This is a genomic window from Rikenella sp. (assembly GCF_056799795.1).
Map to the genome: position 1 here is coordinate 1 of NZ_JBQIQO010000025.1, position 19,815 is coordinate 19,815.

Sequence of the window (19,815 nt, forward strand, 5' to 3'; positions counted from 1 at the left end):
ACAGCCCAACCCACGGCCCAAAACTCAGCCACCTGCTTGGCCCAGCGCGGCGGGAAAACCGATTACGGTTTTCCCGCCCGAAGAACGAGCACAGCCCAAAGCACAGCCCAGTTCTCCGCCCCGTGTCCGCCCCACTGCGGCTCCGCTTTCGCTCCGCCGCTTTTTCGCGCGCCTTGGGAAATCTTGTCAAAACGTGCCAGCACATTTTGACGATTTCCCTCTTTAGGCGGCGGCGCGCGATCTGGTCATTGCCCCGGCTGGAACTGTTCTTTCTGTGAACAGAAAGAACCAAAGAAACTTTAGACGGATGCTTCGCATCCTCAAGCCGCCTGAAACTGCCCTGCGAGGACAGCGACCGGTTCATAAGGCAGAAACAACCCTAACAAAACGCCCGATGGGCGCACCGGCGGGACGGGAAATGCTTACACATTTCCACTGGCAGCCTCCGCCCCCAGCATCGCCCAACGTAGCCTCAACGCCCACCCGACAATCCCGCCGTCAGTCCATCTTGAGCACCGCGAGGAAAGCCTCCTGAGGCACCTCCACACGCCCCACCTGACGCATCCGTTTCTTCCCCGCCTTCTGCTTTTCGAGCAGCTTCCGCTTCCGCGAAATGTCACCCCCGTAACACTTCGCCGTCACATCCTTCCGCACCGCCTTGACCGTCTCGCGCGCAATGATCTTCGCCCCGATCGCCGCCTGAATCGCGATATCGAACTGCTGACGCGGAATCAGTTCCTTGAGCTTCTCGCACATCTTCCGCCCGAAATCATAGGCGTGATCCACATAAATCAGCGACGACAACGCATCCACCTGCTCGCCGTTCAGCAAAATATCCAACTTCGACAACCGAGAGGGTTTGTAATCCGTCATGTGGTAGTCGAACGAAGCATACCCCCGCGAAACACTCTTCAGTTTGTCATAGAAATCGAAGACGATCTCCGCCAGCGGCATGTCGAAATTGACCTCCACCCGGTCCGTCGTAATGAAATTCTGGTTCAGCAACACCCCCCGCTTCTCGATGCAGAGCTTCATGATCGCCCCCAGATACTCCGTTTTGGTAATCACCTGAGCCAGAATGTACGGCTCCTCGATGTGGTCGATCATGTTCGGCACCGGCAGCCCCGACGGATTATGCACCATCAGCTCCTCACCCTTGGTCGTGAAGACCTTATACGAGACGTTCGGCACCGTCGTAATGACATCCATGTTGAACTCGCGAAACAAACGTTCCTGAATGATCTCCATGTGGAGCAGCCCAAGAAAGCCGCACCGGAACCCGAATCCCAACGCCAGCGACGACTCGGGTTCGTAGGTCAGCGACGCGTCGTTGAGCTGCAATTTTTCGAGAGAGGCCCGCAGGTCCTCGTACTGATCCGTCTCGACCGGGTAAATCCCCGCAAAGACCATCGGTTTCACATCTTCGAATCCGGCGATCGCCTCGCGACACGGCTCCGCCACCGACGTGATCGTGTCCCCCACCTTCACGTCCACCGAATTTTTGATCCCCGAGATGATATACCCCACGTCGCCTGTCCGAATCTCGTCCCGCGGCGACATCTTGAGCTTCAGCACCCCGATCTCGTCGGCGTCGTACTCGCTGCCGGCATTGAAAAATTTCACCCGCTCGCCCTTCCGGATCACCCCGTTCATCACCCGGTAATAGGCGATAATCCCGCGAAACGGATTGAATACGGAGTCGAAAATCAGCGCCTGCAACGGCGCACTGTCATCCCCCTTGGGCGCGGGCACCCGTTCGACGATGGCCCGGAGAATCTCTTCGACTCCTTCGCCCGTCTTCCCCGAAGCAGCCAAAATCTCCTCGCGCCGACAGCCGAGCATATCGACGATCTGATCCTTCACCTCTTCGACCATCGCGGAAGCCATGTCGATTTTATTGAGCACCGGAATGATTTCGAGGTCGTTCCCCAGCGCCAGATAGAGGTTCGAAATGGTCTGGGCCTGAATCCCCTGCGTGGCATCGACCACCAGCAAGGCCCCCTCGCACGACGCGATGGCCCGCGATACCTCGTACGAGAAGTCGACGTGCCCCGGGGTGTCGATCAGGTTCAGGATATACTTCTCGCCTCCCTGCACGTACTCCATCTGAATGGCGTGGCTCTTGATGGTGATCCCTTTCTCTTTCTCCAGATCCATATCGTCGAGCACCTGGGCCTGCAATTCCCGTTCGCTGACGGTTTTGGTCACCTCCAGCAGCCGGTCGGCCAGGGTCGATTTGCCGTGGTCGATGTGCGCGATGATACAAAAGTTGCGGATATGCTTCATAATAATTATCTCTTTAATCATTCGTTTATCCGTGTCTACCCGCAGAGAACTGCCGCTTTTTGGAAAAAGCGGCACCAAAAACTTTTATGCTAGCTACGCTACTCCTCAGGCTCCGCAGTCCTCATTCTCCGTGATTGCTTTTGGGTCGGGGCAACGGCGCGCTTAATAAGAGTTAAACCCTATGCGCGCCGTTTGCTCCCGGCCCAAAGAAAGAGTCCGAGATTTGGGCCGCCGGCAGCTTGAGGATGCGAAGCATCCGTCTAAAGTTTTTTTGGTTCTTTTTGTTCACAAAAAGAACAGTACCCTCCCGATAAGGCGCAAATAAACGAAGAATTAAAAATACAAAATTAGGGAATTTTTCGGGATCGGGCCGGATGTCCAAAAATTAGACGACACCTGTCTAATTTTTAGACACTCAGAAGCAAGCTAAGAAAAATCATTAAACTGATTATCAAACCATTAAATACTTTGGCACGCCGATGGCATAAGAACGGGACAAACAACAAAGAAACGCAACCGATTATGAAACACCTGTTATTCCTGATTCTGGTGGGCATCTGCATCGCCGCCTAAGGAACTGCCGAAAAATTTGCCGATCTGTCGCCGAATAGCTATATTTGAGAGACCGACCGCCACAGACCACACACAACGTCTATTTAGTTTTTTTAACGAACCATGACAACCAAACCTTTTGTCCTGCTGGGCACCCTGCTCTTTTCGATGACCGCCGCACTGGCCGGCGAAAAAACGGTAACCCCGAATCAGGGCGTCCGGCTGACCGGACTGCAAGCCGGACACTGCTTCAAAGTGACCCTGCACCAAAGCGACGACACCGACCGGAACGGCGTGCGGATCACCCTCGACGAGCGACTCGAACCCTACCTGAAAGCGGAAGTCAGCGGCGGCATGCTGCGGCTCGGCTTCGAAGAGCTGCCCAAAGAGCTCCAAAACACCGAAAAATGGTCGTGTCCCGCCACGGCCGAAGTCACCCTCGCCCGGATCGACCGACTCTCCGTTTCGGGGAAAGCTTCGGTGCACACGGACGACACCTTCAGCGGAACCGCTTCGCAAATCGAGGCGTCCGGGATGGGGCATATCTCCCCGATTACCATTGCCGTGACCGGAAAAGGAACGCCCGAAATCGACGTTTCCGGGATGGGACATATCGACGCGACACTCCGGAATGAGGTCGCCGGAATGAAAATCGACGCTTCGGGAATGGGCCGCCTCCGGCTGACACACGACGCCCAGAGCAGCGACACGAAAATCGATGCCTCGGGGCAGAGCAAAATCGACCTGACCTTACAGGAAACCGGTTCGATGGATATCGACGCTTCCGGCATGGCCTCCGTTACCGCCAGCGGAAAAACCGACCGGTTAGAGGCAACGACCTCCGGAAAGGCACGCCTCGAATTCGGCGACCTGAGCTCGACCGAAGCCGATTGCACAGCTTCCGGCATGAGCCAAATGGTCTGCCGGGTCACCAAAGGAATCGACGCCGCGGCTTCGGGCTCCAGTTCCATACGGGTACTCGCCGACCAGGCCATCCGAATGCACACCCGGACGTCGGCCATGGCCAAAGTACACCTGAACTAGTCGAATAAACTTAAATAAAAATCATGTTAAAACAGCTTCTTTTTTCCCTCGGCGCCATACTGGCCGGCAGCCTGCCGGTCTCGGCCCAGACCACGGACACGGCGCCTAAGGTGATCCAAACCGGCCATCTGCGCGGGATCGAAACCCGACAGGGATTTGCGGTCTCCCTCCGGCCGGGGGCGACAAGCGGGGCGACCATCGTTGTCGACAGCCGCCTCCAGCCCTATCTGCGCGTCGAAGTGCGGGAGGGGATACTCCACCTCGGTTTCAACGACATCCCTCACGACCTGCAACGTAAAAACCTGACCAGAAAAGCCGAAGTGACCGTCTCGACACTCGAAAAACTCAAAGTACACAGCGGGTCGACGGTAACCGGCAGCGGGAACTTTACCGCCCCCGGCGAATGCGACATCGATATACACTCGGGCGCGCGAATCGAGGGGATCGACCTGGCGGCCAGAGAGGTCGAGATCGATGTGCACTCCGGGGCAGATATCCTCCGGAGCCGCATGACGACGCAAGAGATCGAAATCGAGGTACACTCCGGTGCGAAGGCTGCGATCGACGGCACGACCGAGCGGCTGAAGGCCAAAGTATACTCCGGCGCGTCGGCCGAGCTGGAAAACCTCGACGCAGCGGACGCCAAAGTTTCGGCCTCGTCGGGAGCTTCGCTCCGATGCCGGGTCAGCCGGAGTCTGGAGGCCTCCGCCTCGTCGGGCGGCTCGATCCGATACCGGGCAGCCGGCGATTTGCTCCACTCTGCGGTGCAGATACACACCTCTTCCGGAGGGTCGGTTCGACAGATCAAATAACGCTTTCGTCTATGAGCACCTTTATTTCCCCGTCGGAGTTAATCATCAACTCCGACGGTTCCGTATTCCACCTCCACCTGCGTCCGGAACAGCTGGCCGACACGGTCATCCTAGTCGGCGACCCGGATCGCAGCACACTGATCGCCAGCCATTTCGACCGCATCGAAAGCAGCACGGCCAGCCGCGAATTCCGCTCCCATACCGGCACATTGAACGGGGTGCGGCTCACGGTGCTTTCGACGGGAATCGGGTGCGACAACATCGATATCGTCATGACTGAGTTGGACGCGCTGGCTAACGTGGATTTCGAAACGCGGCGCGTGAAACCGCTCCCCGAGCGTCGCTCGTTGCGGATCGTCCGGTTAGGCACGAGCGGGGCGTTGCAGGAGGATATTCCGTTCGGAGCGATGATTATGGCCACGGTATCGGGCGGTCTGGACGGCCTGCTCAACTTCTACGCCGACCGGGAGCGGGTCTGCGACCGGGAGCTCGAAGAGGCGTTCGTGCGCCAGACTCGCTGGGAGGAGCGTTGGGCAACGCCTTATTTCGTCCCGAACGATCCGGAGCTGGTCGAACGGTTCAGCGATGTCGCCATCCGGGGGCTGACACTCTCGGCGCCGGGCTTTTTCGGGCCGCAGGGACGGGTCGTCCGATTGCCGCTGATGCGGGCGGATTACATAGAGACGATTCGGCGGTTCGAGCACGAGGGGCTGCGGGTAACGAACTTCGAGATGGAGAGTTCGGCCATCGCGGGGCTGGCGGCGCTGTTGGGACACCGGGCATTGACTCTCTGCACGGTGATCGTCCAGCGGGCGGCGGGCGACAGTCGTCCGGACTACGCGCCGTTCGTGCAGCGAATGATCGAAACGGCGCTCGAAAAGCTGACGCTGTAACGTCATTTGCCCGTGTTGTGCCCATCACGTGCCGCCCCGGGCTTCCGCAACCACGCTTCGGGTGCACCGGGCGGCGTCGGCAACGAGGGTTCCGTCTGGTCGTCTTCGGCCAGCGGCATCGGCGGTCTGGACTTATATTTTCACATAACAGGGCTCTATCTCAATAGCTCGAACGGTCGTGGTTACGGTTTTCAGTTGCGGTGCCTCTCGGAATAAACGGATGGGGGCCGAAAACCTGCGGTTCGAAGAACCGCGCGCGCCGGACGCCTCCCCCTCGGGAGGCCCGCAAACTCACGGAGTTCGTTGCGATCCGCCCGGGCGCCCGGCCCACAAAAGCTATCCCCCAGTCACCGCCCGGCTGTCATGTTCGGCCTGTCGCCCATCCCCCCGAAGCCGCTACGGGGCTTGGGCGACGAGGCCGGCGACCTAAAGGTCGCAGGAGCTCGGCTCATTCATCTCCCTATTCTCGGAAGTTCGTCCTCGGCGCGCCCCCCACGCGCCGCTAATGCGTCGCTATCGCCGAGGACGGCGATTCTGCGAATCGCGCTACTCGCTCTCCCTCAAAGCACTGTCCCGTGTCAGCCTCACTGCGGCTCCGCTTGCGCTCCGCCACGTTTTCGCGCGCCTTACGCGATTACTTTTAAGTAATAAAAGCCGCCCGCCGTGGCGTGAACGCGTCCGCCGGGCGGGCGCACCCTTCGGGTGATTTAATGGCAACCTCTACCCAAACCGCTCCAAAGACACTCCCCGACGGCTGTCCGACCCGACAGAGAAAACCCGCCCTACCCCATACAGCAAAAACCAAAAATCGCTATCTTTGTCAGATATTCACCAACGGAAAAACACTTTTCTTATGAAATTCATCATATCCAGCACCTTGCTGTCGAACAACCTCCAATCCATCGGAAAAGTCATCAGCAACAAAAACACCTTGCCGATCCTCGACTACTTTCTGTTCGAACTGGCCGGCAATCAGCTGAAAATCACCGCATCGGACTTGGAAACCACCCTGATCTCCACCTTGGAAGTGGACAACCAGAACGGCGACGGCGTGGTGGCGATTCCGGCCCGGCGGATCACCGACTCCATCAAAGAGTTTTCGGAACAACCGCTGACCATCACCGTAGACAAAGAGAGCTGGGAAGTGACCATCAACTGGAAAACCGGGAAACTCAGCATTCCGGGGATCACCGGACTCGGCTATCCGGAACTGCCGGCAGTCGAGGAGAGCGCTGCGACCATCTTCTATATTCCGGCACCGGCGCTCGGAGACGGGCTCAACCAGACCCTGTTCGCCACAGCAGACGACGAGCTGAGACCGGTGATGAACGGCGTCGACATCGCCTTGTCGCCGAAGGAGATATCGTTCGTGGCTACCGATGCGCACCGGCTGGCTCTGTTCAAGAACGCCAACGTGACCTCTGATAAGGAAGCCTCGTTCATCCTGCCGAAAAAACCGGCCAATCTGCTCAAAAACCTCCTCTCGCGGGATGCCGAAGAGATGATTACCGTTACGTTCGACACCAAGAACGCGATCTTCACGATGCCGAAACACAAAATCGTCTGCCGGTTGATCGAAGGGAACTACCCGAACTACAACGCCGTGATTCCCAACAACAACCCGAACAAAGTGCTGGTCGATCGGATGGAACTGCTCAACGCCATCAAACGCGTATCCGTCTGCTCGAACCAGGCCAACCAGTTGATTAAACTGGACTTGACCGCAGGAAACATCAACCTTTCGGCACAAGATATCGACTACGCCGCGGCAGCGGAAGACAACATCAGCTGCAACTACGACGGCTCGCCCATCGAAATCGGCTTCCGGTCGTCGTTCCTGCTCGATTTGCTGGGGAACATCCACTCGCCGGAAGTATCGATCGAACTGGCGGACGCGACCCGACCCGGGCTCTTCTTCCCGTCGGAAAACGACACCGAAGGCGAGTCGCTGCTCATGCTGCTCATGCCGATGATGATCAACGCATAACCTCGCTCGGACGACCACAACGCTATGGAACTGAAGCTGAAACGTCCGCTGATCTTTTTCGACATCGAATCCACCGGCGTCGATCCGGGGCGAGATCACATCGTCGAAATCTCGCTCATCAAAGTGCACCCCAACGGAGACGAAGAGGTGAAGACCAGACGGATCAATCCGGGCGTTCACATTCCGGAGGAGACCACAGCCATACACGGCATTTCGGATGAAGATGTGCGCGACTGTCCGACCTTTCCGCAGATCGCCAAATCGCTGGCCGCGTTCATCAAAGGAGGAGACCTGGCGGGATACAACTCCAACAAATTCGACATCCCGATGTTAGTCGAAGAGTTCATGCGGGCCGGCATCGAAATCGACCTCGACGGGAAACGGTTCGTGGACGTGCAGAACATCTTCCACAAGATGGAACAGCGGACGCTGGCTGCCGCACACCGGTTCTACTGCGGAACCGAGATCGAGAATGCGCACTCCGCGGAGGCGGATATACGGGCCACCTACAACGTGCTGAAGGCACAGCTCGACCGCTATCCGGACACCTTGCAGAACGACGTGGAATTTTTGTCCGATTTTTCGCAAACGACTCGAAACGTGGATTTTGCGGGACGGATCGTGCTGAACGACAAAGACGTGCCGGTTTTCAACTTCGGCAAGCACAAAGGGCGGCCGGTGGCGGAAGTGTTCGCTGCGGAACCGACCTATTACAGCTGGATGATGAACGGCGACTTCCCGATGAACACCAAACAGGTCATCACCCAACTGCGGCTCGGGAAAGACACCGCAGGGAAGAAACGGAACACCTCGCATTAGCCCCTTCTCTCTCCTCTTGCACGAGCGGGAGGGTTGTAGAACGAATCATCTGTTTAAGAGACACATACACCGGATATGATTAGCAAACGCGTTTTCACCCTTTGTATCTGCCTGATGCTGGGCGGAGCTCCGATGTCGGAAGCCGTCCGGGCCCAGACGGTTATCAAAGTTTCCACCCGGGGGATTACGATGCGGGGCGAAAACTACCTCCTGCACAAGGTGAAAAAAGGCGAAACCTTATTCGCCATTTCCGAAGCCTACGGGGTGAGCGAAGAGGATATTATGCGCGCCAACAGTTTGACGAAGACCACTTTGCGCGCCAAGCAGACCTTACTGATCCCGCAGGCCAAACAACGCATCCAACGGAAGAAAGGCACCGCTACGACCGACCCGCAACAGCAACAACTGCCGGAGCCGCAGATCGAAAATCCGAGGCCTACCGTGCCGCCGAGAACGATTCCGCGACCGGTGCCTGCGCGGACGACGGAACAAGTCGTCTCGACACGCTCCGACACCATTTCGACCCATGGCAGAGGGAAGCGGAATCCTGAACGGGGAGGTCTGTCGCAGGAGGAGAACGCAGGCGAAACCGCGGTATCGGGATTCGGAACCGGTCTGCTGCACGCCCGGGATGCAAAGGCACCGATCGAAACGGTCGTGCTGTTGCCGTTGCAGGAGGGTTTGAGTTCGAACCACCGGTTCGCGGACTACTACCGGGGGATTCTGATGGGGCTGAATGCGCTGAAACAAGACGGCATCTCAGTCAATCTCCGGTTCCTGAACACCGGGGCGGCGGAAGAGATCGTCGAACGTCAAATCCGGTCGGGAGCTTTGGACCGCGCCGATCTGATCATCGGACCGGTCTATCCGATCGCATTCGACACCGTGGCCAGCTATGCGGCCCAACGCGGCATTGCCATCGTCAGCCCGTTGGGAGCGGTGGGGGCAGACGACAATCCGTACGTCTACGAAGTTTCGCCGGACGAGACCCATGCCTTCGACCGCATTTTCGAACAGTTCGGCGGACGGCCCGGGACGGCGAGCGAGGGGGACAATCTGCTGGTGATCGACCACGTCGAACATCCGGATACCGCTACATTCTCGCTGATCGAATCGCGGCTCGGAGAGGTGATCTCCACCTTGTCGTTCAGCGGCGAACGGGCGAGGAGTCAGGATATGGACGCTTTGCTGACCGCAGCGTTGGAACGGGGACGGCACAACATCGTTTACGTGCCGGTCAATCGGGCGGATGCGCTGGAAGGGGTGCTCTCTCACCTCAGTTCGCTGGTCAGCAACAGCCACTATCGGATTACCGTCATCGGCACCCCGCGCTGGGAGTGGGTGCAGAACATCAACCTCGACCTGTTCTACAAACTCAACGTGCACTACCCCGCTTCGTATCATGCCGACCGGAGCGATCCGGCGGTCGCAGCGTTCTACACCGAATACCTGAAAGAGTTCGGCGAGTTGCCCAGTCCGTATTCGTTCCGGGGCTATGACGTCATCAAGTACTTCGGCGGCGCATTGAAACGCTTCGGGGCAGAGATGCCGATTCGATTGCAACAAGAGACGTATCGGCCGAATTTGTTACAGGTGGGCTACACCTTCCGGCAGCAGGTACCGGATGGAGAGAGTGAACGATCGGGTAAATTCCGAAACGTGGCATGGCCGGTGGTGCACTTCCGTCCGAACTACACCATTCAGGTGGAACGGTAGCCGTTCACTCTCACGGTTTCTATGATGAAACATCTGTTACACATCCTTTTATGGAGCCTCTCGACACTGGTCGCGGGGCTTCTTCTTTTGCTCGGCCTCTTCTGGATACGAGAGTGGCGACCGGCTCCGGTCGAGGTGCTCGACACGGCTGCGATAGCGGACGACGAGCCCGTTTTACGGCGCGGCGACACGGTGCGGATCGTATCGTGGAATATCGGCTATGCCGGACTGGGCGACGACATGGATTTCTTTTACGACGGAGGAAAGCGGATGCGCACGTCGCAGGCCAGAACCGTCGAAAATCTGCAACGGATTCTCCGATTCCTGCAACGGACGGCAGACTCGGCGAGAGTGGATTTCATCCTCTTGCAGGAGGTAGACCTCGACTCGCGACGGAGCTACGGCATCGATGAATACGACTCGCTGCGGCGAGCGCTGCCGGGATATGAGAGCTGGATGGGATTGAACTACGTCGCCGATTTCGTGCCGATTCCGCTGACCGATCCGATGGGCAGAGTCAAAGGCGGCGTGGCGACTTTCAGCCGGTGGCGACCGCAGCGAGTGGTACGATACAGCTATCCGAGCGGTTTTTCCTTTCCGATGCGGCTTTTCAACCTCAAGCGCTGCCTGTTGAGCGCTGCGATTCCGGTGCGGGATACGGCGACCGGACGGCTCGACACGCTCTTCGTCAACAACACCCACAACACGGCTTACGACACGGGAGATATGCGGAGCCGCGAGCTGGCTTTTCTGCGGAACTACCTGTCGGATAAGCCCTACAGCATAACGGCGGGGGATTGGAACAGCTGTCCACCGGGCTACCGACCGAGTCGGGCGGCTTTGCAAGACGCTCATTTCCGCCCGTTTCCGATCGGACAGACCGATTTTCCGTCCGACCTAAGGTTCGTTTACGATTCCCGCACCCCGTCTGTGCGCTACGACTACGAGCCTTATCGAGCGGGAAGCACGACGACAACGGTGGTGGATTTCGCCTTGTGCGGGCCGGGAGTCGAAGCGGTGGGGTGCGAAACGATCGACCTCGAATTCAAAAATAGCGACCACAATCCGGTGGTCGCTACTTTCGTCATTCGATAGTCTTCCGCTTTTTGTTTTTTGGGAGTACGGTCTCTTCCGGTTCAGGGATTTCGCTCGCTGCCGGAGCCGCTTCGATCTCCTCCTCCGCAACCATCTCCTCGCCCTCCTCTTCTATCACCTCCTCATCCGTCGCCGGCGGCGTCTTCCGCCACCATCGAGCCACCGCCGCCCATCTCGCCTTTTTCGGTTCCGCAGCCGTCTCCTCACCCCCACCCTCTTCCACCCCCGGAAGCGGCTCCAGCAGAGCCCGCACCCCGGTGATAAAGGTCATGGGATGGGCCGGATTGCCCGGCACATAGAGATCCGGCGTATGCCGGTCGAAAAAATCGCGGTTCACGGCCGGCGATCCGGCGAACAGGCCGCCCGAAATCGCATCGGCTCCCACCGCAATCAGAAGTTTCGGCTCCGGAATCGCCTGCCAGGTAATTTCGATCTCCCGCGCCATGTTCGCAGTCACCGGCCCCGTCACCACCATCCCGTCGGCATGGCGCGGCGAAGCGGTGAAACCGATCCCGTAGCGTCCCATGTCGAAATTGACGTTTCCGGCCGCCCCGAGCTCCATTTCGCAACTGTTATCGCCTCCGGCAGAGACTTCGCGCAACTGCAACGACCGGCCGAACAACCGTTTGATTTCCGGTCGCACCGCCTCCTGATCAAAAAACCACTCGGGCTCTTCCCCCTCGGTCACAACCAAGCCCTCGCGGGTCGAAGCGGCCAACCGGTAGTCGTTGGTGAAGCGTACCTGTTCCGGAAACTGCACGGCGCACTCGCCGCAAAAAAGACACTTCCCCAAATCGAGCCGCATTTTCGGATCGAACGAAATCGCCCCCGTCGGACACAAGGCGCACAACTGCGCCCGCTTAGCCGCCGTCAGCCGGGCACCGGTCAGCACGGGTCGCCCCCGAAACTCGTCGCACAGGGTCACTCGATCCAAGTGCTTGATATATTGGGTGCCATGCTGTAACAACACCCGAAAGTTGGTCAATAACATATCTCGTTCCGCTCTATTTGGTTAGAAACCGGGCGCGCCTCTCGCGCCGCCCGCATATGGACACCGCACTGAAAGCCCCTACAAATCGTGTCCGCAATAAGAAAGGTTAAAGCTCTTATTACTTACCGGAAAGTCCGAAATCTGAGCGCCCCGGACCGAAAGGGCCAGCATCATCCAGTTATGCAGCGAGGGATCGAAAATCCGATAGCCCCGCAGCTCTCCCTTGCGATCGGTCAGAGCGACATGGCATATTTCGCCCCGCCACCCCTCCGCCACGGAGACGACCAACGCCTCCGGAGCCAGCGGCTGCCCATAGTCCGGCGCGGGATAAGCCTCGAACCACCGCCCCGCCAACTCCTTGCACCCGGCTCCGATCATGGTGTACGAAACCTCCGCCTCCCGCAACCGCATCTTCAGGCGAGCCATCAGGTCGCCGTTCATCCCGTCGGCCTCCGCATCGATCACCACTGGTTCGAACCCCTCCAACGGATAAAAAGCAAAAGCCCGCCGCGCATCCCGCACCACGCCCGCCATCCGGGCCGCCGGCCCCACGGCTCCCACCTGCAACGCCTGCCGCCTCGTCACGGTACAAATCCCCTCCAACCGCGACAGTACCGACGGCGTAGAGAGCAGATCGCGCCCCACCATCCGATAGCGTTCCATCACTTCGGCCAAAGTCGCCTCGATGTACTTCGCCCGCTCCAGCGTCAGACGATGGTTCGCCCCGAACGGACGCACCAATCCCTTTCCGAAACGATTCCCGCACCACTGCTGCATGGCATTGATGACCAGCGTCCGGAGCGCCTCGCAAGCCACATGCCCCGTCTGGTAGCCCAAGTCCATACACAACGCGGCCGTATCACCGATGTGGATCGCCAACCGCTCCATCTCCAACGCCACGGCCCGTTCGCAACGGATCAACCCGTTTCCCTCCCACTCTCCTCCGGCTCCCGACTCCAGAATACCCGCCATGGCAGTCCCATGCCCGATCACGGTATCTCCGGCAATCGTCTCGCCCAGCAACATCTGCCGCAGCCGATGCGAAGTCCCCGTAATCCCCGCCTCGACACCCCGATGCTGGTATCCCAAGGCGATTTCGAGGTGGACGATCCGCTCGCCGTCGCACAAAAAACGGAAGGCGCCCGGCTCGATAATCCCCGCATGCACCGGCCCGACATGCACCTCGTGCAGCTCGTGCCCGTCGATCGAATAGAAAGGATAGGCATCGATCCGATCCCGCTGCCGGAAACGGTCGAACGGATAGCGGAGCGGTTTGTCCCACGGCGTCCCGACAAAACGAACGCCATACCGCTCCACGATATCCCGTTCATACACGTGCAAGGCCGGAATCTCCGCCGCCAACGACGCCAATTCGCCTTCGTCGTGGTAATTTCGAACGTATTTCGCCGCCAGCATATCTCCCGTCTCGTCCCGCGCCACCAGGGCATAAAAAGTCAACCCGGATATCCCCTCGCCTGGATCCGCTTCGCCCTGCGGCACGGCGAAATAGGCCACACACCGACTCCCCTCTGCCGCCGAACCGGTCTCGTCCAGCAACAACCGCCGCATATCTTCGGCAAAAGCCGCATAAGGCAACTCCGGAATCTTCCCCTCGGGGAAAATCCCTACGCCGCCCGAGGTCGCCGGACGACACACCGCCCATCTGTCCAATGTATTCATTCCCATCCTCGTATTAATATGCAATCGAATCGATCAGGCCGACCAGCTCCGGCACCTGCCAAACTCCCGCCACAAAGGTGGCCAACACCATCAGCAACAGCACCGCCGAAAGCCACGGATTCCGGCCCTCGATCCGCACCCGCGACAAATCGACAGGCCGGAACAACAGCGGCAACAGTTTGGAACAGAGCCAATAGATGACCGTCACCAAGAGCAGCGCCACCGGAATGAAAATCCACCACCATCCCTCTCCCAACAAGCCGGTCAGAATGAGGTACTCTGTCCGGAAGAGCACCGACGGCGGCACGGCGATCAAGGCGATCAGACAGCACACCAGCACCAGCCCCCCCAACGGATCGACCCGGAAATAGCCGCCATTCCGCGCCACCCGGTAGTTGCCGAACATCTTCCCCACGACGCTGAGCTGCATCAGAAACGAGCCCTTGATCAACGTATGGGCCAGCGAATGAAGAACCGCGGCCCACACACCGATCCCCCCGATTCCCAATCCCAGCATCATCAGGCCGCTGTTTTCGACCGTGGAATAGGCCGCCAAACGTTTCAAATTACGTGTCCGTCCCAAATAAACCGCCGCCATCAGGAGCGACAAGCCGCCCAACAGCAATAGCACATGTCCGCACCAAGCCGCCACCTCCGGTGCCCCCTGCATGGCCTTCCAGACCCGAAAAACCGCGACGAATCCGCCGCCGACCAATGCTGACGAGAGAAATGCCGAAGTCGGCGTCGGCGCGCTGTGGTTGGCATCCACACCGACGGTACAAAACGGAAATATTTCGAGTTTCGAGCTATAGCCCACCACGATAAACAGAAAGGCCAGCCGGATATAGAGCGCATTCCCGGCCCCCGAAGCAATGGCCTGCGTCAGCCCGGCATACGACAAGTCGGCCTCTCCCTCAGCCGCCGCGGCCACGGTGCTCAGCAACAACACGCCGAGGTAAGCGATCGCAATCCCCACGGAGCTGATAAAGATGTATTTCCAGGTAGCCTCCAGGCTGCGCAAAGTGCGCCGGTGATAGGTCAGCCCCGCCGCCGCGAGGGTGGTGGCTTCGAGGAAAATCCAGGTCACGGTGATGTTATTGGCGAAATAGACGCCGGTCAGTGCCACGTTCAGCGCAATCAACGAAATCAGGTAGATCTTGTACTCCCGCAGGTTCTCCTGATCGAGATAGCGGCTGCTCTGCCAGCAACAAAGCCATCCGACGAGCGCCATCAAGGCATAGTAGGTCACCCCCAGCGTATCGAAGGTGAAGTAGAGGGCTGTCGTCGTCCCGCGGTTCAGCACGGCCCAAACGGCGAACGCAGCCTGCACGGCGAAAAAGAGACCGGCGAAGAACTGCACGTAGGCCCGCTGACGCGCCACCCCCACGAGCAGGGCGAGTACCGACGATAGAATAAAAAGATGAATCAGCATATAGCGTTAAGGAATCAGTCTTTGATGGAAGAGAGTTTTTCGTTGTCGAGGTTGGGCAGCCGTTCGCCGATCTTGGAGAGGAAGAGTCCGAGCATCAGGACGCCCATCAGGATATCGAGCAGAATACCGACATTGACCAGCATGGGCAATTCGGTTCCCACAGCGAGCGAGAAGAGGAATACGGCGTTTTCGATCACCAGAAACCCCACTAGGTGTGAAAATATCCGTTGCCGCGAGGTGACGAGCACGAGCCCGATCAAGAGTCCGAAGAGCGATACGCCGAAAAAGAGGGTGTTGAGCTGCGAGTCATCGACCCACCGGGTGATCGAGAGGCTCACGACGAGCACCAGGGCGGAGAGGAGCAACGATCCGAAAGCGGACATGGCTCTCCTGCTCACGCGATTGATCCGGGTGCGCCGGATGATCCGAAAGAGCAGATACGGCACGAGTATCCCTTTGCAAGCGACGGTCTCGGCAATCACGAAGATTTTGGTTCCGAGTCCTTCGCCGGGCCCGAGCTGCATCAGGGCGATCCCCATCAGCAACCACCCTTGCATGCCGACGATCCACGCATAGTGCCGAAACCTTTCGGTGACGGCGGCGTAGAGTAACGAAACGGCATATATAATAATGAATAGCAACAACATAAGGGGTTGTTATTTAATTGTTCGTCTATTTTTGGTCGCCCCGCCCCGGGCTACCGCGACCGCGGCGAGGGAACGTTGTGGAGCGTCGGCAGCCATGGTTACAGTTGGGCGGCTGGGGTCAGCGGCATCTACGGGATGCGTATGCGTTTTGATATGACGAATACCGGCCCGCATACGACAACCGATCGTGGCTACTGTCTTCAGTTGCGTTGCCTCTCGGAATAAACGGACGCACAGCGTCTCTTACTGGCTGTGTCTACCCAATACCTGCCCCTACCCTATTTGTGCTCCTGCGGCTCGTAGAGCCGCGCGGGCCGGAGCCATCCCAGGCGTAGGCCTGCAACTTCGCAGAGCTCGTTTCCGGCCACGCTGGCTCCAACCCGTTTTGCAATGCCCTATTCTTTCAGGTTCGGCCTGTCGCCGAGGACGGCGATTCTGCGAATCGCGCTATTCGCTCTCAGTTCAAGCGGGTCGAAGCCTGCGGGGTTTGGGGTAAAGGCTGACAGCAAAAGACGCTGTGCGTCCCTCCGCGGTCGGAGGCTTCGGCCCGCGCGACCCAAAGGGTCGCAAGAGCACAGCCCCAAGCTCGCCCCAGTTCTCCGCCCCATGTCAGCCTCACTGCGGCTCCGCTTTCGCTCCGCCGCTGCCGTCGCCCGCGGCAATTCTTGCCGGATTGGCCGAGTGCCAACCGGTAGAATATGCCCTCTTAGGCGGGCGACGGATGTTTGCGCGAAGTTCGTTGTCCGCGCGCCTGCGCGATTCATCTATATTCGGCTATCGCCGAAATAGATGAATCGCTTCTTTAGGCGGGGCGCGCGGTCTAGGCACTGTCCCGCCTCAAACTGTTCTCTTTGTGAACAAAGAGAACCAGAAAAACTTTCAAGGATGCTACGCATCCTAAAGCTGCCGGCAGCCCTAACCAATGCAACAACTTCATCCCATTCTTCGTCCGCGCATCCGCAGCAGACAATAGGACCCCCTACCCTTCCCTAACTCAGCCCGCTAGTCATCAGTACGTAAGCCACACCGAAACCCAACAAACCGATCGCCGATACGGTTGCCAGATAAGTGGCATTCTTTGTCATCCGATTGCGAGCCATCAAAGACTCCACCGCACCGACCAAAACCCCGTAACCGGCCATCGCCACCAAAAACCAACCCGCCAGCATCCATCCCTCCACCTGGCCCGGAACCACCACATTCACCAGCAACGCCCCCCAGATCGAGAGTTTCAGCCACCCCGCCACCTGAATAAACGCCAGATCCACCCCCGACAAATCCAACACCATCGCCTCATGCACCATCGTCAACTCCAGATGCGTCCGCGGATCGTCCACCGGCAACCGGCCGTTCTCCACCAACGCCACATTCAAAAAAGCATACCCCATCACCAACGAAAGCATCAGCCAATCCATCGACACATTATCAAACGTAGCGAAAATCGAACTGAACGACCCGTAGCTCGTCACCATCGCCAACGTCCCGACCAGCAGGAAGAAACACGGCTCGACCAACATCGAAAACAACACCTCGCGCGCCGATCCCATCCCCTGAAAACTGCTTCCGCTCTCCAACGCCGCCAGCACCAAAGCCAGTTTCCCGAACCCCAGCAAATAGGCGAACAGAATAAAATCCCCGTAAAAGCTCACCGCCGCCGGAAAAATCCCCAACGGCAAGAGCAACACCACCCCCAGCGTGGTCGCCAGATAGAGCGCCGGAGCCGTGCGCGTAAGCCAGGTCGCCGACGTGCTGTAAATTTCGCCCTTCTGCAACAAAACACCCACCGTCAGCAACGGCTGAAAGAAGCGAACCCCCTTGCGCCCCGCCAGCCGTGCGCGGGTCTTATTGACAACCCCCTTGATGCACACCGCCGATACCAGAATCAAAAATAAAGGAATGATAAACATAACCGTCGAATCGTTACAACGCCCCGCAGAGCGACAATATCAGAATCAACACGAACAAAACCAGCGCATGGAGCACATAGTGGTTCGTCTTTCCCGTCTGGAAGAGGGCCAGCCGCGCCGTCCACCGCCGCAACAGATGCGCGAACCAATGGGTCACCGCCCGGGCCGTCGTATCGCGATCCTCGGTCGAGAAAGCACGCTCCGCCGGAAAGATCTCCTCTTCCGGCAAAGCCGACGAGGTCGACTCCCGCTGCCGGTCGCCCCACATGGTCTGCAACTCGCGGTTATACGACGATGCGGTGTACTGCATCCGCTTGTCCGGCGCCGTGAAAGCACACCCCCACGTCGGCCGCCGCACGCTCGCGACCCCCGCCCTCCGATTCAGCCACTGTTTCAGGAAAACCAACCCGACGGTCAGCAACACCACCCCCGCCATCACCCCCTCGACGATCCACATCCGGTCGATCATCGGCTGGGCATAGTACCGCGCCCCGAACAGCACATCGGCATTTTCGAGCACAATATAAGGATAGAGCACCGGCCCGGCCAAAATCCCCGCCAAAGGCAGCACCTGCGCCAAGAGCATCACCGCCCCCACCTCATGCGCCTCCCGCGCCGCACATCCCCTCGGATTTCCGAGAAAGGTAATCCCGTAAGCCTTCGTAAAGGTCATCAGGGTCAAGCCCCCCACCAACGCCAAAGCCACAATCCCCGCCACCGCAACTGCGACCATCTCGCCCCGGGTAATCGCCCCGAACAGGCCGTCGAAAAGCACGAATTCCGACGCGAATCCCACCAGCCCCGGCACCGTACAGATAGCCATCGTCGCCACCAGAAAGAGAATGCCCGTCACCGGCATCCGCCGAAGCAATCCCCCCAAACGGTTCATATCCCGATTATGTGTCGCCGCTACCACCGATCCCGCCCCCAGGAAGAGCATCGTCTTGTAGTTGGAGTGCCCCAGCACATGCAACAACGCTCCGCCGAACCCCGCATAGGCCAGAAAGTCGCTATCGACCGACCGTCCCAACAGCCCCAGCCCGATCCCGAGACAGATTATCCCGATATTTTCGATCGACGAATAGGCCAACAGCCGTTTGATATCGGTCTGCACCGCCGCCCGGGCGATCCCGAAGACCGCCGTCACCGCCCCCAGCACGAAAACCAACAGCCCCATGGCAAAGATTCCGTCCGGCGTCAAAGCCAAAGCCGACCGCACGATTCCGTAGATCCCCATCTTGATCATCACCCCGGACATCATAGCCGAGACGTGCGACGGAGCCGCCGGATGAGCCACCGGCAACCACATGTGCAGCGGGAAAATCCCCGCCTTGAGTCCGAAGCCGACCAGAAAGAGCAGAAAAGCCGGTACGGTCATCCCCCGTCCTGCAAAAAACGCCTCTCCGCCCTGCGGCGCCACGAAGCCGCCCAACAAGAGGAAAAAGCCGATGTGCATCAGAACGAGATACCCCACCGCCGCATGCAAAACCTCTTTCCGTTCCCCATCGAACATCACGAGCACGAACGAGCTGAGGGTCATCAACTCCCACCAGAACAAGAAGCCGTAGGTATCCGTCGCCCCGATCACCCCGAGCATCGAGTAGAAGAGCGCCACTAAAGCTGCGAAATGCAACCCCGTCTGCACCTGATTTTTCCCCGTCGCATGCCCCGGCAGGTATCCCACGGCGTACACCGAGCACGCCACGCCGCTAATGGCCACGGCCAAGGCAAAAACCCCTCCGATGGCATCCATCTCGGGAAGCACGAAATCGCCGGCAGGCACCGTCACCCCGGCAGGCAACACAATGGCCGTCACTCCCGCCACCGCCGCGAACACAGCGCCGACGGCAATCACCACCGCCGCCACGATCCCCTGGAACCGCACGCCGGGAACGGCAAAAGGCAGCAAACTGCCCAGTACCAGCATCGTAAATATATTGGTCCAATCCATAAT

At 58.9% G+C, this 19,815-nt stretch carries 16 protein-coding genes; 9 read left to right on the plus strand and 7 right to left on the minus strand.

Annotation, left to right across the window (positions count from 1 at the left end; genetic code table 11):
• Positions 1 to 498: 498 nt before the first annotated feature.
• A complete protein-coding gene (gene lepA / locus ACTO3O_RS06965; RefSeq protein WP_294592680.1) occupies positions 499 to 2,286 on the minus strand; it encodes a translation elongation factor 4 in 1,788 nt (595 codons plus the stop codon).
• 675 nt (positions 2,287 to 2,961) lie between these two features.
• Here lepA and ACTO3O_RS06970 point away from each other — a divergent pair.
• The 8 genes from ACTO3O_RS06970 to ACTO3O_RS07005 all read left to right on the plus strand — a co-directional run bounded on the left by ACTO3O_RS06970 (position 2,962) and on the right by ACTO3O_RS07005 (position 11,204).
• A complete protein-coding gene (locus ACTO3O_RS06970) occupies positions 2,962 to 3,882 on the plus strand; it encodes a GIN domain-containing protein (protein ID WP_297832843.1) in 921 nt (306 codons plus the stop codon).
• Between the two features lie 23 nt (positions 3,883 to 3,905).
• Positions 3,906 to 4,694: a GIN domain-containing protein gene (locus ACTO3O_RS06975; protein WP_297832845.1), complete on the plus strand. Its 789-nt coding sequence runs from the start codon at positions 3,906 to 3,908 to the stop codon at positions 4,692 to 4,694.
• 11 nt (positions 4,695 to 4,705) lie between these two features.
• Entirely contained in the window at positions 4,706 to 5,587 is an 882-nt protein-coding gene (locus ACTO3O_RS06980; RefSeq protein WP_297628164.1) for a nucleoside phosphorylase, read from the plus strand.
• A gap of 12 nt (positions 5,588 to 5,599) precedes the next feature.
• Positions 5,600 to 5,803 carry a hypothetical protein gene (locus tag ACTO3O_RS06985; protein ID WP_297832848.1) on the plus strand — a complete coding sequence of 68 codons (204 nt, stop codon included), beginning with the start codon at positions 5,600 to 5,602 and terminating at the stop codon, positions 5,801 to 5,803.
• A gap of 637 nt (positions 5,804 to 6,440) precedes the next feature.
• The gene (gene dnaN / locus ACTO3O_RS06990; RefSeq protein ID WP_294592690.1) at positions 6,441 to 7,574 is read left to right on the plus strand and encodes a DNA polymerase III subunit beta; all 1,134 of its coding nucleotides are present in this window, start codon (positions 6,441 to 6,443) and stop codon (positions 7,572 to 7,574) included.
• Positions 7,575 to 7,598: 24 nt separating this feature from the next.
• Positions 7,599 to 8,393 (plus strand): 3'-5' exonuclease, encoded by a 795-nt coding sequence (locus ACTO3O_RS06995; RefSeq protein ID WP_294592692.1) that lies wholly within the window; start codon positions 7,599 to 7,601, stop codon positions 8,391 to 8,393.
• 75 nt (positions 8,394 to 8,468) lie between these two features.
• Positions 8,469 to 10,109, plus strand: coding sequence for a LysM peptidoglycan-binding domain-containing protein (locus tag ACTO3O_RS07000; RefSeq protein ID WP_297831767.1), 1,641 nt, complete (start codon positions 8,469 to 8,471; stop codon positions 10,107 to 10,109).
• A gap of 21 nt (positions 10,110 to 10,130) precedes the next feature.
• Positions 10,131 to 11,204 carry an endonuclease/exonuclease/phosphatase family protein gene (locus ACTO3O_RS07005; protein WP_297831764.1) on the plus strand — a complete coding sequence of 358 codons (1,074 nt, stop codon included), beginning with the start codon at positions 10,131 to 10,133 and terminating at the stop codon, positions 11,202 to 11,204.
• Here ACTO3O_RS07005 and ACTO3O_RS07010 read toward each other — a convergent pair.
• From ACTO3O_RS07010 to ACTO3O_RS07025, 4 genes are all read right to left on the minus strand, one after another.
• A complete protein-coding gene (locus ACTO3O_RS07010) occupies positions 11,194 to 12,195 on the minus strand; it encodes an NADH-quinone oxidoreductase subunit B family protein (RefSeq protein ID WP_297831761.1) in 1,002 nt (333 codons plus the stop codon). The genes ACTO3O_RS07005 and ACTO3O_RS07010 overlap by 11 nt on opposite strands.
• Before the next feature lie 78 nt (positions 12,196 to 12,273).
• Positions 12,274 to 13,875 carry a hydrogenase large subunit gene (locus tag ACTO3O_RS07015; RefSeq protein WP_297831757.1) on the minus strand — a complete coding sequence of 534 codons (1,602 nt, stop codon included), beginning with the start codon at positions 13,873 to 13,875 and terminating at the stop codon, positions 12,274 to 12,276.
• Between the two features lie 13 nt (positions 13,876 to 13,888).
• Positions 13,889 to 15,307 (minus strand): proton-conducting transporter transmembrane domain-containing protein, encoded by a 1,419-nt coding sequence (locus tag ACTO3O_RS07020; protein ID WP_297831753.1) that lies wholly within the window; start codon positions 15,305 to 15,307, stop codon positions 13,889 to 13,891.
• 14 nt (positions 15,308 to 15,321) lie between these two features.
• Positions 15,322 to 15,954 carry a hypothetical protein gene (locus ACTO3O_RS07025; protein ID WP_297831749.1) on the minus strand — a complete coding sequence of 211 codons (633 nt, stop codon included), beginning with the start codon at positions 15,952 to 15,954 and terminating at the stop codon, positions 15,322 to 15,324.
• 6 nt (positions 15,955 to 15,960) lie between these two features.
• Between ACTO3O_RS07025 and ACTO3O_RS07030 the strand changes: the two genes are divergently transcribed.
• Positions 15,961 to 16,179, plus strand: coding sequence for a hypothetical protein (locus ACTO3O_RS07030; protein WP_297831746.1), 219 nt, complete (start codon positions 15,961 to 15,963; stop codon positions 16,177 to 16,179).
• A gap of 764 nt (positions 16,180 to 16,943) precedes the next feature.
• Here the strand turns inward: ACTO3O_RS07030 and ACTO3O_RS07035 are convergent.
• Positions 16,944 to 17,861: a respiratory chain complex I subunit 1 family protein gene (locus ACTO3O_RS07035; protein ID WP_297831421.1), complete on the minus strand. Its 918-nt coding sequence runs from the start codon at positions 17,859 to 17,861 to the stop codon at positions 16,944 to 16,946.
• 13 nt (positions 17,862 to 17,874) lie between these two features.
• The gene (locus ACTO3O_RS07040; protein WP_297831424.1) at positions 17,875 to 19,812 is read right to left on the minus strand and encodes a proton-conducting transporter transmembrane domain-containing protein; all 1,938 of its coding nucleotides are present in this window, start codon (positions 19,810 to 19,812) and stop codon (positions 17,875 to 17,877) included.
• Between the last annotated feature and the right edge of the window lie 3 nt (positions 19,813 to 19,815).